Genomic DNA, 13,268 nt, shown 5'->3' on the forward strand with positions numbered 1-13,268 from the left:
TGTGGGGCGAGGTTCGCGTTGATGGTCGTCCGCCCCAAGCGCAGACGCCAACGCTACAATCCCTGCCATGGCCCCACCGCTGCGAAGTTTCCGGTTTCACCCCGGTCGAAAGGTCGGCCGACGGTATGTCATCGAGTCGCTGCTCGGCCGGGGCAGCGAAGGTGAGGTCTACCAGATCCGCGAGCTGGACACCGGCATCCGCCGGGCCGCGAAGATCTACTTCCCCCATAGCGACCCCAAGCGCAAGCAGGCCATCCGCCACGCCCAGAAGCTTAATACGCTCCGTGCCTGCCCCGTTGTCCTGCAATACCACCACAGCGAGGTCGTCCGCGTGCGCGGCGACGAAGTTGTCGCCATGATCTCCGAACTCTGCGAGGGCCAACGCCTTCAGGACTGGATCGACGGCAAGCATCGCGGCCGACTCGCGCCTTACCTCGCGTTGCATGTGTTCTACAACCTTCTCCGCGGTCTGGAGGCGGTGCACGCCCTTGGCGAATATCACGCCGACGTACACACCGAGAACATCCTCATTCGGCCGCGCGGCGTCCGCTTCGAGCTCAAGCTCATCGACTTCTACGACTGGGGCAAGCCCGCCCGCTACAAGCAGCAGCAGGACCTCGTCGACGCGGTTCGCGTTTTCTATGACTGCCTCGGCGGACAGCGGTATTACGCCAAACAGCCCGCCGAGATCCGCCACATCTGCGTCGGCCTGCAACGCAAGCGCGTGCTCCAACGCTTCCCCACGATCACCGCCCTTCGCCGACACCTGGAAACCTTCGAGTGGACCCGGCTGTAGAAAGTTTACGTTCTTCGATTTTGCCACGAAGACACGAAGGGGATGAAGGAAAACGCGAAGGAAGGCAGGGGAAAAGGGAATATATTCATTCCCTTCCCGATTTCCTTCGTGGTTTCTTCGTGCCTTCGTGTCTTCGTGGCAAAACCGATTGAGCCTTACGCCCCCGCCGGTTTTCGGCTAAAATGACCGATTCATCCGCCAAAGGAGCGTGATACCGTGCCCGCCAGCAGTGCCCCCATCATGGCTGATATCGACCTCGACGCCGTCAACGCCGACCTCGCCGACGCCGCGCCCGAGCGCGTCATCGAGTGGGCCGGCCAGACCTTCGGCCAGGGGCTGGTCATGACCTCCAGCTTCGGCGCCCAGTCCGCCGTCATGCTCCACCTCGCCACGCGCGTGCTGCCCGACATTCCGGTGATCTTCATCGACACCGGCTACCTGTTCCCCGAGACCTACCAGTTCGCCCAGCAGCTGACGGAGCGTCTGAACCTCAACCTCCGCGTCTACCAGCCCCGCCTCACCGCTGCCCACCTCGAAGCCATCCACGGCAAGCTCTGGGAGCAAGGCGACGAGGGCATGAGCAAATACCTCCAGATCGCCAAGATCGAGCCCATGCAGCGGGCGCTGAAGGACCTGAACGTCACCGCCTGGGTCGCCGGGCTGCGACGCGGCCAGACCGCCCACCGCGCCTCGCTCCGCCATGTTGAGCAGCAGGACGGCCGACACAAGGTGCACCCGATTCTGACGTGGTCGACCAAGGACGTGCACGACTATCTGAAAAAGCACGATCTGCCGTATCACCCGCTGTACGAGAAGGGCTACGCCTCCATCGGCGACGTGCACTCGTCCGCCCCCATCACCGCCGACCAGCACGAACGTGCCGGCCGATTCAGCGGCCTGCGGCAAGAGTGCGGCCTGCACCTGCCCGGCTCGGCTGAAGAAAGCCAGAGCCGTGACTCGTCGGGGCTTTGAGCAATTCGTATTACGCCAAGTCGCCAAGACACCAAGACGCCAAGGAAGAAAAAACAGTTTTCCTTGTCAGATCCGTGGGCATCCCTGGTTGCGAATTCTTTTTTGCCTTTTTTCTTGGCGTCTTGGCGTCTTGGCGTCTTGGCGTTATTCCCTCTCCCGGCTGCTAAGATGACTGATCATGGACCTCTGGAGTCAGGAGCGTGAACGCAATCGGGCGGCGGCGGAGCCGTTGGCGGTGCGGATGCGCCCGCGATCGCTGGAAGAGTTCGCTGGGCAGGCGCACTTTCTCGGGCCGGGCAAGATGCTGCGGCGGATGCTTGAAGCCGACCGGCTGACGAGCGTGATCTTCTACGGTCCGCCGGGCACGGGGAAAACCACGCTCGCGGAGCTGATCGCCAACTACACCCAGCGGCGCTTCGAGCGGGCGAACGCGGCGGCGGTGGGGGTCAAGGATGTGCGGTTCATTCTTGACACGGCCCTGCGGCAGCTTGAAGCGGACGGGGTGCGGACGATTCTGTTTCTCGATGAGATTCACCGCTTCAACCGTGCCCAGCAGGATGTGCTGCTGCCGGACGTGGAGCGGGGGGTGATTACGCTGATCGGGGCGACGACGGAGAACCCGTTTTTCGCGATCAATTCGCCGTTGGTGAGTCGGTCGCAGATATTCCAGTTTCAGCCGTTGACCGAGGAGCAGATCATCTCGCTGCTTCGGCGGGCGATCGCCGACGAAGATCGCGGCTTCGGCAAGCTGGACATCGAGGTGACGGACGAGGCGTTGGGGCATTGGGCGACCATCTCGGATGGCGACGCCCGCCGGGCGCTGGCGGCGCTGGAGATCGCGGTGCTGTCCGGCGGAAGCGACGGCGCGGCTGGCAAGCCGACGGCGGCTGATCCCAACTCGAAACTCGAAACGCGGAACTCGAAACTCCGCATCGACCTCGAAGCGGCCGAGCAGTCCATCCAGCAGAAGGCGATCGTCTACGACGCGACGGGGGATGAGCATTACGACGCGATTTCCGCGTTTATCAAGTCGATGCGCGGCAGTGATCCGGACGCTGCGGTATACTGGCTTGCACGGATGCTCGAGGCGGGGGAAGACCCGCGGTTCATCGCCCGCCGTATCGCCATCCTCGCCAGCGAGGACGTCGGCAACGCCGACCCGCGAGCCATCCAGATCGCCGCCGCCGCCTACCAGATCACCGAGCGCATCGGCATGCCCGAATGCCAGCTCACGCTCGGCCAGGCCGCGATCTACATGGCCACCGCGCCGAAAAGTAATGCTTCCGCTTTGGCGATCTGGTCCGCCATGAGCGACGTAAAGAACGGGCGGACCGTCCCCGTGCCCAGGCATCTGCGCGACGGACATTACAAAGGCGCCAAACGCCTCGGCCACGGCGAAGGCTACGCCTCTGCACACGACACCGACACCGGCTTCGTCGACCAGGACTACCTCGGCGTCGACAAAACCTACTACCGGCCGACCGACCGCGGCTGGGAGCAACGCATCGGCGAGTACCTCCGCTGGATCAACCAGCAACGGGAAACCCCGCGCCCACCCCCGGCCTCCGGAAGTCCCCCGACCCTCGGAAAACGCTCGGAGCCGCCGGAAAGTGATGTTTCCGGACCGAGCATGCCGAAGATAGACGAATAGTCCTTATCAGGACCGCCGACGAATACCGTGCATCGGCGGGGCAGTCTCAGGCGAACGCCGGAAGCGGCTTACGCAAGTACGAACCACCAGCGGGAGAAGTGCAAGATGGCGCTGAGTTCACAATCATCACGCTCGGGTATGCGTCGCCACTACAGCAGCGGCGGCGGCCGACGGCGAAGCTCGCGCCGCTGGCTGGTTGTGTTCGCGGTCGTCCTGCTGGTCGGCGGCAGCTTCTGGCTGTTCCGCGGCGGCGGTGACGATGCCGACCTCGGCGAAACCGCCAGCCAGCCCATCGCCGACGCCGACGCCAGCCGCGACGCCGACGGCAACGCCGACCGCGAGCCCGCCGCTGTCAACGAGCAGCCGACCCGCAATGCGCCCGCGCCCAGCCTCGCCACCGCCGGCCGAACGCCGCGCATCGCCGACATGAACCCCGTCGCCGAGGTGCCCACCACCGCCACCCGCGAGCGGACCACTGAAGCCAGCCGCGAGCCGGAGACCCCGCGCAGCGCCAACGAGCAGCCACGGCAGGCCGAGCGACGAACCGAGCCGAATACCAGCAGCAACACGGCTACGCGTGAGCGGGCCACCGCGACCAACACCGGCACCCCCACCATCGAGTCGTCCGAGATCCGCCGGGGCATGGACATGATCGCGGATGGCGATTACATCGAGGGCCGACGCGTTCTCAGCGCCATCCTCTTCGACGACCGCCGTCGGCTTAGCCGCAGCGATGCCCGCGCCATCCGCGAAACGCTCGCCAGCGTCAACGACCGCCTCGTCTTCTCGCCCGAGGTCGCGTCCGGCGACCCGATCGCCGAGCAGTACAACGTCCAGTCCGGCGACCTGCTTGCCCGCATCGCCCGGCGGTACAAGCTCACCTACCCCTTCCTCGAACAGATCAACCGCATCGACGCCCGCCGACTCCAGGTTGGCCAGTCGATCAAGCTCATCCGTGGCCCGTTCCACGCCCGCGTCTCCAAGAGCGAGTTTCGCATGGACGTGTACGTCCAGCAGAGCGACGGCTCGCCGATCTACATCCGCAGCTTTGACGTTGGCCTCGGCGAAGATGACTCGACGCCCGAGGGCATGTGGGTCATCGAGCCCGGCCGTAAGGTCGTCAACCCCGACTGGCGTAACCCGCGGACGGGCGAATACTTCCGCGCGGACGACCCGAAAAACCCCATCGGCGACTTCTGGCTCGCCCTCGACGGCATCGACGGCAACACTGCCGACCGCCGCGGCTACGGCATCCACGGCACGATCGAGCCTGACTCCATCGGCCAGCAGGCCTCCATGGGCTGCATCCGCCTCCGCGACGGCGACATCGAACAGATCTTCCACATGCTCGTCGAAGGCGAAAGCACGGTGGAAGTGGTCCGCTAGCGCGGCCCTGCAGCTCATACGGATTTGGACATGAATTTCGGGCGTTATGGGCAATAGCCCTCCGCGGAAGCGGAGGGTTGCCGCCGTACGGAGCAAACCCCCCGCTTCCGCGGGGGGCTATTTCGAGACACAAGTTTCATATCTAATTCGTATTAACCCGAGCCCCCATGCCTTCCCACCTGCCCATCATGCTCAAGTTGAGCGGCCGACGCTGTGTGATCGTCGGCGGCGGGCCGGTCGCGCTTCGGCGGGCTCAGGCCATGCTCGATTGTGATGCCGACGTCACCGTCATTGCCCCGCAGATTGATGACGCCCTCGCTGCATTGCCCGACTTGATCGTGCATCAGCGTCCCTACGAGCCGGGCGACCTGGCCGATGCGGTGCTGGTGGTGGTGGCGACGGACGACCCGGCGGTGAACGATCGTGTCGCGCGTGACGCCGACGAGCGGGGCGTGCTCGTCAACCGGGCCGACGACCCCGCTGCGGGCGACGTGGCCATCCCCGCTCATGCCCATCACGGCCCGATCACGCTGGCGGTCTACACCGCCGGCCGCAGCGCCAGCGCCGCGGCGACGATCCGCCGATCGCTTTCGGACCAGCTCGACCCCGACTGGCCGCGACTGTTGGAGGCGGTCGGGCTGTATCGTGAGCAGATCCAGGCCCGGGTCGCCGACCCTGCGGAGAGACATGCCCGGCTGCGTCGCCTGACGGATGCCGATGCCATGGCTATCCTTAAGGCTCAGGGTGTGGACGCCCTGCACGCCCGCTGCCGGGCGATTGTCCAAAATTAGCCGTGAAGCGCAGCGGAGCGCGCTCTGTGTGGAACCACGGGTTACGAACCGCGCTCCGCTGCGCTTCGCGGCGAACTGACTGACGCGGCTAAATGACTCAATTGCCTCGGGCTTGCTATGACCGACACCGTTACCAGTATCGTGCTCGCGGTGCTGACGCTGCTGACTCTTGCAGCGTGGGGGCTGTCGTTGCGTCGGTTGTGGGGCGCGGATGAGCCCGGCCGACATGTTGTGGCTGGGCGGGCGCAGCAGGTGATTGTCGCGGGTGTTGGCGGCGTCACGGCCGGGCTGTTCGCCTATCGCTGGCTGGTGGTGCATGGGGCGTGGCAGCCGTTGACGGCTCATGTGGACGGCCTGATGCTGATCGCGGCGCTGTTCGCGGGGGTGATTGCCTTCCTCCAGACTCGGCCGAGGCTGTTCGGCCTCTCGGCGTTCGGCCTGCCGGTGCTGGCGGTCATCCTCGCCTGGGCGGTGTGCGCCGCGACGTGGACGTATCGCCCGTTCAACATTGACACGCTGCACCCCGTCTGGCGGGCGGTGCACCTGACCGGCGTGTATCTGGGCACGCTGGGCTCAGCGATCGCCGCCATCGCCGGGGCGATGTACCTCTACGTGCAAAGTCGACTCAAGCGCAAGCAGACGCCCGCGCAGTTCGGCCGACTTGCCAGCCTCGAAGCGTTGGAAAGCCTCATCATCCGCACCGCCACGCTCGGCTTCGCGCTGCTGACGCTGGGCCTCGTCGCGGGTGTGGTGATCCTTGTCGATGAGCCCGAAGCGCTGGGCAGCATCACGCGATACCTGCCCAAGCTCGTGCTGGCGACGCTGGCGTGGCTGAGTTACGCCGTGGTGATGAATGTTCGCTTCGCTGCAAGCTTCCGTGGTCGGCGGGCGGCCTGGCTCGCGATCGGCGGGCTGGTGCTGTTGCTGGCGGTGTATGGCGTGGTCAACGCGCTGCCACGGGGGGAAGGCGAGTCGGCCAGAGTTTCGAGTTTCGAGTTTCGAGTTCCGAGTTGCGAGCCATCGGCTTGCCAGGCGAGTAATGGCATGATCGGCCGGGCCGGTCCGTCCGCTCCCCTCCGGGATGTGGGCGGGCCAGGCATCAACTCGAAACTCGAAACTCGAAACTCGAAACCGTTGAAACCGGAGGTTTCAACATGCGTCTCCTGATGCTTGGCATCAATCATCGCACGGCCCCGGTGGCGTTGCGCGAAGCGCTGGCGCTCACGCCTGCGGAGCAGGCCACGCTGCTGACCGACCTGCGCCAGCAATACCCGCAGGCCGAGGCCGTCGTGCTTTGCACCTGCAACCGGGTCGAACTGTACGTCGCTCGGCCGACGCATGAACACCCGCGCGCCGACGACCTGCGACGCCTGTTGGCGGAGCATTGCGGCGTGGCGATCGAGCAGCTCGGCGAGCAGACCGTGATGCGGATGGAACAGGAACAGGCGGCGAAGCACTTGTTCCGCGTCGGCTGCGGGCTCGACTCGCTCGTGCTCGGCGAACCGCAAGTGCTCGGGCAGATCAAGCGGGCGTATGAGGCGGCTGTGGCGTCGCAGGCGGTCGGCCCCGTGCTGCATAAGCTGTTCCAGCACGCGATCGCGACCGCGAAACGCGTCCGCACCGCCAGCGGCATCGGCGAAGGCCGGGTCAGCGTCGGCTCGGTCGCGGTCGACTTCGCCCGCCAGGTGTTTGAAGACTTCACCGACAAGACGGTGGTGGGGCTGGGCGCGGGTGAGATGGCCAAAGCCACGCTTCGCCATCTGCTCAACCAGTCGCCGGGCAAGCTCTGGCTGACCAGCCGAACGCTTGCCAGTGCGCAGACGCTCGCCGCGTCGCTGCACCTGACTGCTGATCGTGGCGGGGCTCGGCCGTGGGAAGACCTGGACATGATGCTCACCGAGGCCGACGTGATCATCGCCTCGACCGGCTCGCGCGATCCGGTGCTGACGATGGATCGATTTCGCCCCGTGCTGAAGCGGCGGCGGCATCGGCCGTTGTTCATCATCGACATCGCTGTGCCGCGCGACATCGACTCGGCCATCGGCGAGCTGGATGACGTTTACCTATACAACATCGACGACCTCACCGCGGTGGTGGCGGAGAACGTCGAGCAGCGGCGCGAGCAGATCGACGCGTGCGAGGCCCAGCTTGTCGACGCGGTGTCGACCTGCATGGAGCAGCTTGAGCATCGCGACGTCGGCCGACTCATTCGCCAGCTGCGTCATCGCCTGCACGAGGTCGGCGAGGGCGAGCAGGAGCGGACCCGTCGCAAGTTCGCTGCGATCGTCGGCCCGGCCCAGAGCGAAGCGCTCGAAGCGTTGCTCGACGAGCACACTCGCCGACTGATCAACAAGATTCTGCACATGCCCTTGAGCCAGTTGCACGACCCCGAGCGCGAGGTGGCGATGGGCTTTTACGCCGCGGCGCTGCAACGGCTGTTCGACCTGGACGAGGAGGCTGCCCCGCCGGCGCAGGATGCCAAGACGCCTGACGGCTCAACGATCAACACGAAAGCTTGAGCATGCGAAACCGCTTGACGATTGGACTGCTGCTGGTCGTGATGTTGGCGTTTACCTTCGGTTGCAGCCTCAATCAGCCGACCGATCAGGTGGCCGACACGTTGGTGATCCCCGGCCACGCGCACAACGACTACTACCACCCCCGGCCGCTGAACGATGCGCTGGACCATGGTTTCATCAGCATCGAAGCAGACATTTTTCTGGTCGACGGCGAACTGCTGGTCGGGCACGATCCACACGAACTCACGCCGGAGCGCACGCTTCAGTCGCTGTACCTCGATCCCTTGCGCGAGCGGGCGCAGGCGTATGACGGGCGGATTTACCCGGACGGCTCGCAGGTGATCCTGTTGATTGACATCAAGTCGGATGGGGAAGAGATGTTCGAGCCGCTGAACGCGGTGCTGGCGGCGTACAGCGACATCATTGCGGCGTGGGAGCCGGAGGGGGATCATTCGGGCGAAACGGCGCCGGTGCTGGCGGTGCTGTCAGGCAATCGGCCGGTGGCGTCGATGCTGCGTGAGCGGCGTCTGCTCGGTCGGCTGGATGGTCGACTGGATGATCTGGACAGTGACTTGCCGGCGGCGTTCATGCCGTTGATCAGCGACCATTGGCGGCAGATCTCGTCGTGGCAGGGCGAAGGCGAGATGCCAGCCGAGGACCGCGCTCGACTGCACGAGGTCGTTCGCCAGGCCCATGCAGCCGGTCGGCGGGTGCGATTCTGGGCGACGCCCGAGAGCGAAGCCGTGTGGGAGCAACTGCTTGAGGCGGATGTCGACCTAATCAACACAGACGAACTGGGTCGGCTGCGACGGTTCCTGCTGAGCCGCGAACCTTGATCTGAGGCTCACGGCAATCGGCGGGTGATGCTTTGGCCCGTGGGTCTGGTATAATCACCGATTCGCCTTTTGTTGCCTCCCACCTGGACATACATGTGACTGTCACGCCTCAACAACCCGATTCGCCGGCCGTGCCCGATGTGCAGACGGTTTCGTTCGTCAGCCTCGGCTGTCCGAAGAACCTTGTCGACAGCGAGAAGATGCTCGGCCTGCTGGCGGAGGATGGCTTGCTGCCCGTGCCGCCGGACGAAGAGGCGGATGCGATCGTGATCAACACCTGCGGGTTCCTCGAAGCGTCCAAAGACGAGTCGATGGAGGAGATCGCCCGCGCTGCCGAGCTTAAGCGTGAAGGCAAGTTGAAGCGACTCATCGTCGCCGGGTGTCTCGTGCAGCGACATCGCGCGAAGATGCTCGAATGGTGCCCGGACATCGACGCGCTGATCGGCGTGTTCGACCGCGACCGCATTGTCGAAGCGGTGCGCGGTGTGCGACAGGCGGGCAAGGATGTGGGCGTCGACCTGCCGGTCTACTCCAGCATCGCCGCGAACGCGACGATCGCGAAGCAGGCCCGCCAGGTCGAAGCGGCCGGCTACTTCGAAGACGACTCGGCTCGGCTTCGGCTCACGCCGCGCCATTACGCTTACCTGCGCATGAGCGAAGGGTGCAACCAGAACTGCGCGTTCTGCACGATTCCGTCGATCCGTGGCAAGATGCGAAGCAAGCCGGTGGATCGCATTGTCGGCGAAGCCCGCGAACTGCTGGGCGATGGCGCGTTTGAGATCAACCTCATCGGCCAGGACACGACCAGCTATGGCAATGACATCGGTTACGGGGCCGGTCTTGTCGGCCTGCTCGAATCGCTCGACGCGGTCGCTCGCGAGCATGGCGGCGCGTGGATGCGGCTGATGTATGCGTACCCGTCGTGTTTCACTGACGAGATGATCGACGCGATCGCGAAGCTGCCGAACATCCTCAAGTACATCGACATGCCGTTGCAACATATCAACGACCGCGTGCTCGACCGGATGCGGCGGAAGACCAGCCGAGGGCTGATCGAAACGCTGTTGACGAAATTGCGCGATCGCGTGCCGGGCATCGCCATCCGCACGACGTTTATCACCGGCTTCCCCGGCGAGACGGAAGCGGAACATCAAGAGCTGGTCGAGTTTGTGCGGACGTTCGGCTTTGAGAACATGGGCGTGTTCCCGTTCTCGCCTGAGCCGGGCACGCCGGCGGCGCGTTTTTATCACGACGGCGAGGCGATTGACGACGAGACGATCGCGCGTCGGCAGGAAGAGTTGATGCTCGCGCAGCAGGAAGTCGTGTTCGCTCGCCACGCAAAGCTGGCGGAGGGGCAGACGGAGCTCGACGTGTTGATCGAGGGCGAGGCGGAGATGGAAGACGAGGCCGAAAGCGTGGAAGCGGGCACGTTGCATGCTGGCCGAAGCTATACGCAGGCGCCGCAGATCGATGGCGTGACGTATGTGCTCAGTCGCGAGGGGCTGACGCCTGGCGAGCTGGTGCGATGTCGGATTGTGGATCATGAAGATTACGATTTGATCGCGCGGCCGGTGTCGGACCTGGAGCGCAAGGTTGGCTTGCCGGTGGTGGGGTAGCGCTGCTCAGTCGGAAGGCGCTCCTACTTCCCTTCTTAAACCTAATCCTCATACCTAATCCCGGTTCGGGGATTTGAAGTAGGAACCTGGATTAGGAGCAGGAGTAGGAAGGGAACGCGAGCGTTTTGCGGCTGAACTTGCGAACGGTTTAATCACGTTATGTCCAAATGGATGATGCGCATCGCGATCCGCCTCGGGCTGGTGTTTGCCGGCTTTGTGGTGTTGTTCACCGTGCTCGCTGCGACGGGCAACCAGTCGCTGCGGCAGGAAGTGCGCCAGTGGCGGGCGGCAGGTCTGATCGACGATCATGATGCGCCGCACGAGGTTGGCGAAGCGTACGAGCGCTGGCAACGCGCGGTGGGGGCGCTGACGAACCAGCGCGTCATTGTTCGGCAGTTGCTCGAAGCGGACGAGCCCACGGCCGATCAGGCGGGCGAACGGTTGACGACGCTCGCACCGCTGCTGACGGCGGTGCACGGGGCGGCGTTTGCAGAAGGGCCGGTGACGCAGGCCGGGCCGGATCAGCCGCATCGGTGGGGCGAGCAACTGCGCGATCGGCTGCACGAGTCGCGCGACCTGGTCATGTTGCTCGAAGCCGAGGCGAAGCTGCACGCGATTCGCGGCGATCACGCGGCCGCGTCGCGGGCGATCGAGGCGGGGGTGACGATCGCCAACCGCATGGGCGCCCATGGCGTGTGGCTGGCGCAGATCGCGCGACTGTCGCTGCTCGAACGTATGTTGATCACACTTGAAACGGTGTACGCCGAGGGGGGGCTGCCAGGCGATGGGCTGCGCGATCGGCTGCTGGCGATCGACCTTCGACAAGAGCTGGCCGAGACGTTCCGCGCGGAAGGCGTGCACACGCTGCGCCTGGTCAGTGATACGGACCCGCAGACCACAGCGGTCAACTGGTCGACGCGCGGGTGGTGGTATCACGATACGGCCTACCTGTTGGAGCAATACCGCGAATGTATGGCGATGCTCGAAGATGAAGCGCTGCCGATGCGGGCGTTGCCGGTGGGGGAGGATGATGTGCAGCATCCGTTCTGGGCGCGGACGAGCCGGGTGGTGCTGCCGGGCGTGCACGCATCGCTGGGCGCTCGGCTGGCGGTGCAGATGCGGTTAGCGATGGCGCTGACCGCGATCGAGCTGCGCGAGCAGGCGGCGGACGGGGGGGCGCTGCCGAAGACGTTGGAGGGTGTGGCGGTGCCGAGCGTTGAGCCGGGCGTCGATCGGCCGATCGTGTACGAGCGCGATGCGGATGGGGCGGGTTTCGCGCTGCGCAGCACGGACGAGTTGGTGGGCGAGCCGGTGTGGTGGCGGTGGTGACGTTTGTGGGGGGGGGAGCCCACGCCGTGACGGCGTGGGCTTTCGTGGGCTTAGTGGGCTCATGTTTTTCGTTGGTGTGATGATGTAACAGGTACGTAAGGGTATTGATGAACGGCACGACGGAAGTGGATCAGATGTGGGGGCTTTCGATCGCGATGGTGGTCGTGGCGGCGGCGACGCTGGCGGTGCTGGTGTGGCGGGGGTGTCTACGGGCGAACGCGATGGCCGACGGGCCGAGGCGGGATGTGGGGTTGCAGTGGTGGGACCTGCCGACGGCGCTGCTGGTGATGGTGCTGGGGATGCTGGCGTTCGGCGGGGTGGGGGCGCAGGTGTTCGAGCTTGAGCCGGGCACGACAAGGCCCGCGGGCGGCATCCGCGCGCAGGCGGCGTGGGTGCTGCTGAGCCAACTCATCGGGCAGGGCGTGGTGCTTGCCTATGTCATGTGGCGGACGGCGGCGGCGGTACACGGCTGGCGGCGGTTCGGGCTCGTGCCGACGCGGCCGACGCGCGACGCGTGGATGAGCCTGCTCGGGCTGGCGGCGGCGCTGCCGTTGGTCGTGGGCACGTTGAGCCTGATGTCGATGATCGGCGAATGGGTGGGCATGCCGGCCCCGGCGGTGGGGCATGAACTGCTGGACGAGCTGCTACGGTCGGACGACGCGGTGGGACTGGCGATGATGATCGTGGCGGTGGTCGTGGTGGGGCCGTTCTTCGAGGAACTGATCTTTCGCGGCGTGGTGCAGACGTCGCTGATGAGCGTGTTGGGTGCGGCACGGCGGTGGCTGGTGGTGGTGATCGCGGCGGTGGTGTTTGCGCTGATTCACGTCGGCGCGGGCACGTTCGACCCCGAAGGCGTCGGCGGCGTGCCGTGGCATGCCCTGCCGGGCCTGGCGGTGTTGGGCGTGGTGCTGGGGTGGCTGTATGAAAAGACGGGCAGCCTGTGGCCGGCGGTTGTGGTGCACGGCGGGTTCAATGCGTTCAACGTGGCGATGGTGCTGGCGATGCAGCGGTGGGAATGGTTGTGAATGCAAAAACGACCGCCGCCCCCCTCAGGCGAGCCGGGTCGCGTGCGGCGGTCGGGTGGGCTGTGTTATGCTGATGGGTTCGTACGGGCAATAACGCCAAGCCCCGGGGACACCTCCGGAACACCCCCGCAGACACTTGCCGGAGCATCCCCCCGGTATATCCCCCGGAACTCCCCCTGAACGTAAGGCGTAAAGTAAACGGCCCCTCCGGGCGGCGACTCAGCAAAGCGCGGCGAAGGTCAGCAACGTCAAAACGAGGATCTTCCGACGACGACTGAACTGCTCACGCTGAAGTCCGAAAAAATTCGACACGACTCGTACCCTCCTGGTATTTGCGTCTCGTACTG

At 65.2% G+C, this 13,268-nt stretch carries 11 protein-coding genes; all 11 read left to right on the top strand.

Going from position 1 to position 13,268, the window contains the following annotated elements:
• The first annotated feature begins 67 nt into the window (after positions 1-67).
• The 11 genes from ACERK3_12290 to ACERK3_12340 all read left to right on the top strand — a co-directional run bounded on the left by ACERK3_12290 (position 68) and on the right by ACERK3_12340 (position 12,921).
• The gene (locus ACERK3_12290; protein MFA9479062.1) at positions 68-796 is read left to right on the top strand and encodes a protein kinase; all 729 of its coding nucleotides are present in this window, start codon (positions 68-70) and stop codon (positions 794-796) included.
• 240 nt (positions 797-1,036) lie between these two features.
• Positions 1,037-1,768 carry a phosphoadenylyl-sulfate reductase gene (locus ACERK3_12295; protein MFA9479063.1) on the top strand — a complete coding sequence of 244 codons (732 nt, stop codon included), beginning with the start codon at positions 1,037-1,039 and terminating at the stop codon, positions 1,766-1,768.
• A 178-nt stretch (positions 1,769-1,946) separates the two neighbouring features.
• Entirely contained in the window at positions 1,947-3,419 is a 1,473-nt protein-coding gene (locus tag ACERK3_12300) for a replication-associated recombination protein A (protein MFA9479064.1), read from the top strand.
• 105 nt (positions 3,420-3,524) lie between these two features.
• Positions 3,525-4,805, top strand: a complete 1,281-nt coding sequence (locus ACERK3_12305; GenBank protein MFA9479065.1) for a L,D-transpeptidase family protein — start codon at positions 3,525-3,527, stop codon at positions 4,803-4,805.
• 167 nt (positions 4,806-4,972) lie between these two features.
• Positions 4,973-5,596, top strand: a complete 624-nt coding sequence (locus tag ACERK3_12310) for a bifunctional precorrin-2 dehydrogenase/sirohydrochlorin ferrochelatase (GenBank protein MFA9479066.1) — start codon at positions 4,973-4,975, stop codon at positions 5,594-5,596.
• Between the two features lie 117 nt (positions 5,597-5,713).
• Positions 5,714-6,763, top strand: coding sequence for a cytochrome c biogenesis protein CcsA (ccsA, locus tag ACERK3_12315; GenBank protein MFA9479067.1), 1,050 nt, complete (start codon positions 5,714-5,716; stop codon positions 6,761-6,763).
• The gene (gene hemA, locus ACERK3_12320; protein MFA9479068.1) at positions 6,751-8,115 is read left to right on the top strand and encodes a glutamyl-tRNA reductase; all 1,365 of its coding nucleotides are present in this window, start codon (positions 6,751-6,753) and stop codon (positions 8,113-8,115) included. The genes ccsA and hemA overlap by 13 nt, the downstream gene beginning before the upstream one ends.
• Before the next feature lie 2 nt (positions 8,116-8,117).
• Positions 8,118-8,951: a phosphatidylinositol-specific phospholipase C/glycerophosphodiester phosphodiesterase family protein gene (locus ACERK3_12325; GenBank protein MFA9479069.1), complete on the top strand. Its 834-nt coding sequence runs from the start codon at positions 8,118-8,120 to the stop codon at positions 8,949-8,951.
• A 95-nt stretch (positions 8,952-9,046) separates the two neighbouring features.
• Positions 9,047-10,567 (top strand): 30S ribosomal protein S12 methylthiotransferase RimO, encoded by a 1,521-nt coding sequence (rimO, locus tag ACERK3_12330; protein MFA9479070.1) that lies wholly within the window; start codon positions 9,047-9,049, stop codon positions 10,565-10,567.
• Between the two features lie 159 nt (positions 10,568-10,726).
• Entirely contained in the window at positions 10,727-11,896 is a 1,170-nt protein-coding gene (locus ACERK3_12335; GenBank protein ID MFA9479071.1) for a hypothetical protein, read from the top strand.
• Positions 11,897-12,003: 107 nt separating this feature from the next.
• The gene (locus tag ACERK3_12340) at positions 12,004-12,921 is read left to right on the top strand and encodes a lysostaphin resistance A-like protein (GenBank protein ID MFA9479072.1); all 918 of its coding nucleotides are present in this window, start codon (positions 12,004-12,006) and stop codon (positions 12,919-12,921) included.
• Positions 12,922-13,268: the final 347 nt, after the last annotated feature.

The sequence above is a fragment of the Phycisphaerales bacterium AB-hyl4 genome, assembly GCA_041821185.1.
Classification (GTDB): Bacteria; Planctomycetota; Phycisphaerae; order Phycisphaerales; family Phycisphaeraceae; genus Natronomicrosphaera; species Natronomicrosphaera hydrolytica.

Excerpts from the sequence above, each read along its gene's own strand:
- ACERK3_12290 (MFA9479062.1), top strand. The coding sequence starts at position 68 with ATGGCCCCACCGCTGCGAAGTTTCCGGTTTCACCCCGGTCGAAAGGTC.
- ACERK3_12295 (MFA9479063.1), top strand. The coding sequence starts at position 1,037 with ATGGCTGATATCGACCTCGACGCCGTCAACGCCGACCTCGCCGACGCC.
- ACERK3_12300 (MFA9479064.1), top strand. The coding sequence starts at position 1,947 with ATGGACCTCTGGAGTCAGGAGCGTGAACGCAATCGGGCGGCGGCGGAG.
- ACERK3_12305 (MFA9479065.1), top strand. The coding sequence starts at position 3,525 with ATGGCGCTGAGTTCACAATCATCACGCTCGGGTATGCGTCGCCACTAC.
- ACERK3_12310 (MFA9479066.1), top strand. The coding sequence starts at position 4,973 with ATGCCTTCCCACCTGCCCATCATGCTCAAGTTGAGCGGCCGACGCTGT.
- ccsA (MFA9479067.1), top strand. The coding sequence starts at position 5,714 with ATGACCGACACCGTTACCAGTATCGTGCTCGCGGTGCTGACGCTGCTG.
- hemA (MFA9479068.1), top strand. The coding sequence starts at position 6,751 with ATGCGTCTCCTGATGCTTGGCATCAATCATCGCACGGCCCCGGTGGCG.
- ACERK3_12325 (MFA9479069.1), top strand. The coding sequence starts at position 8,118 with ATGCGAAACCGCTTGACGATTGGACTGCTGCTGGTCGTGATGTTGGCG.
- ACERK3_12335 (MFA9479071.1), top strand. The coding sequence starts at position 10,727 with ATGTCCAAATGGATGATGCGCATCGCGATCCGCCTCGGGCTGGTGTTT.
- ACERK3_12340 (MFA9479072.1), top strand. The coding sequence starts at position 12,004 with ATGAACGGCACGACGGAAGTGGATCAGATGTGGGGGCTTTCGATCGCG.